Annotated in this window: 1 protein-coding gene and 1 pseudogene; both read left to right on the top strand. The window is 73.8% G+C overall.

The features are described from left to right. A pseudogene (locus tag AB0I76_RS27330) lies at positions 1 to 1,124 on the top strand (transcriptional regulator, SARP family protein); the annotation flags it as partial. Between the two features lie 133 nt (positions 1,125 to 1,257). Further along, a partial coding sequence (locus tag AB0I76_RS27325) for an NAD(P)-binding protein (protein ID WP_357041230.1) occupies positions 1,258 to 2,615 on the top strand: 1,358 nt, incomplete at its 3' end.

Genomic DNA, 2,615 nt, shown 5'->3' with positions numbered 1-2,615 from the left:
GGCACGGCGACGTGCGGCGGCCCGCCCAGCTGCCCTGCCGGCCGCGCGGCTTCGCCGGTCGGCACGCCGACCTCGCCCAACTGCACGACGTGGTCGAGCGGGACCGCCGGCACCACGGTGCGACGACCGTTGCCGTCATCGAGGGCGGGCCGGGTGCCGGCAAGACCGCGGTGGCGCTCGAACTGGCCCACGAGATAGCCGGCGGCTTCCCGGACGGGCAGCTCTTCGTCAATCTCCGCGGCGCCGCCCCGGACGGTGGACCGCCGCTGTCTCCGCTGGACGCCCTCACCTTCGCGCTGAAGGGCCTCGACATCGACCCTCGGTGCATCCCCGACGACCTCCCCGCGGCCAGCGCGCTCTACCGCAGCGTGCTGCACGGGCGACGGATGCTCGTGGTGCTCGACGACGCGGCGGACCCGGAGCAGGTCCGTCCGCTCATCCCCGGTGGGCCGGCCTGCGTCCTGGTCACCAGCCGGCGGCGGCAACGCGGACTGGCGGCACGCGACGGGGCGTACCGGCTGACACTGGGGCCGTTGTCCACGGCGGAGGCCACCGATCTGGTCGCCAACCTGGCCGGCGCCGGCCGGGTGGCCGGCCAGCCGGACGAGGTCGCCGAGCTGGCCGAGCTGTGTGGACGCCTGCCCTTGGCGCTGCGGATCGCGGCCGTGACGCTGGCCGCCGAGCCCGCCCTCACCCCCGGCCAGCTGGTCCGTCGGTACCGGCTGCCGCACACCCGGCTGGACCACCTCGCGGTACGCGGCGACTCGATCACCGACGTCCGCGCCGCCTTGGCCGTCTCCTACCACGGGCTGCCGCCGGAGGCCGCCCGGTTGTTCCGGAGGCTCGGCTGCTGCCCCAGCGTGGCGGTCACCACGCCGATGGCGGCCGCGCTCGGCGGGCTGACCCGTGTCGAGGCGCACCACCAGCTCCAGATCCTCGTCGACCACCACCTCCTCGAGGAGGTGACCGGCTGCCTGTACCGGTTCCCGACACTGGTCCGGGTCTACGCCACCGAGTGCAGCGAGGCCGAGAGCCAGGCCAGCCGGATGGCGGCACTGGGCCGGATGCTCGGCCTCCAGCGCCACGAGGAGGTCCTCCACCAGTACGAGGAGAGTGCCGCCTGAGCCTGTGCAGACATCGACCAGAAGACCTCCAGACCAGCGACGGCAGACTCGGCACACCCGGCGGTGCCGGCGAGTTGCGCGCCGCCCGATGGTCTCGCTTCGCGACAGCCAGCCCAGAGGAGAGTCCGTGAGCATGATCGGTAGCCATGCCATCGTCGTAGGTGGCTCCATCGGCGGGATGGCCGCGGCCACCGCCCTCGCCCGCCGGTTCGACCGCGTCACCGTCATCGACCGGGACACCCTCCCGACCGACCAGGCGCGGGACCGCCGCGGCGTGCCGCACGGCATGCACGCGCACGCCCTGCTCATCAGCGGCCGGCTCGCCCTCGACGAGCTGTACCCGGGCCTGACCGAGGAACTGATCGCCGGTGGGGCGGTGCCTTTCGACCCCGGCGCCGACCTGCTGTTCCACCAGATGGGCGCGCTGCGGGTGCGGTTCCGCAGCGGCATGCTGGGGATCAGCCAGACCCGGGCCTTCCTGGAGCTGACCGTGCGCCGGCGGGTCATGCGGATGCCCAACGTGACCATCCACGACCAGCTCGCCGTCTCCGACCTCACCGGGGTCAGCGGTCGCGTCACCGGCGTGGCGCTGGACGACGGCCGTACCCTCGCCGCGGATCTCGTGGTCGACGCCACCGGCCGCAGCGGTGGCCGGTCCGACCGCTGGCTGGAGAAGCTCGACTGCCCGGCTCCGGAGAACGCGGTCGTTCGGATCGACGTCGGCTACACCAGCCGGATCTACCGCCGCCAGCCCGGCGACCTTCCGGACGGCACACTGCTCGCCCTGATGGCGGCGGTGCCGCCGCACCACAAGCGGGCCGCGGCGGCCTTCGCGGTCGAGGGCGACCGGTGGGTGGTGACCATCGGCGGCTGGCACAAGGACCACGCCCCGGCTGACCCGGCCGGCTTCCTCGCCTTCGCCGAGGGTCTTCCGTCGCCGGCGATCGCTCATCTGATCAAGAGGGCCGAGCCGCTCAGCGACCCGGAGACCCGCCAGTTCCCGGCCGCCCGCCGCCGTTTCTTCGAGCGCCTCGACCGGCTGCCCGTCGGCTACGTCGCCCTCGGCGACACCATCTGCAGCTTCAACCCGCTGTACGGCCAGGGCATGACCGCCGCCACCCTGGAGGCGCTCGCGCTCGGCCGCAGCCTCGACAAGTTCGGCGCCGCCTCCGCCGAGATGGCCCGGCACTACTACCGGGCCGCGGCGAAGGTGCTGGAGACGCCATGGCGGATGGCGACGGGTGGTGACTTCGCCTACCCCGAGACCACCGGCCCCAAGCCGTTCGGCACCGACCTCATCAACCGGTACGCCCGCGAGGCGATGCTGGCCAGTCACGTCTCGCCGGAGGTGCACAAGGTGCTGTTGGAGATGCAGCACCTGCTCTGCCCGCCGTCGGCGCTGCTGCGACCGGCCACGGTGCTGCGCTCGTTGGTGGCCGCCCGCCGGTCACCGGCCCGGGCCGAGGTGACCGCCCGGGCCGCCGCGCCCGC

The sequence above is a fragment of the Micromonospora sp. NPDC049799 genome, assembly GCF_040656655.1.
GTDB lineage: Bacteria > Actinomycetota > Actinomycetes > Mycobacteriales > Micromonosporaceae > Micromonospora.
Note: the sequence above shows the minus strand (reverse complement) of the source record. Positions and strands in the feature narration are given on the sequence as shown.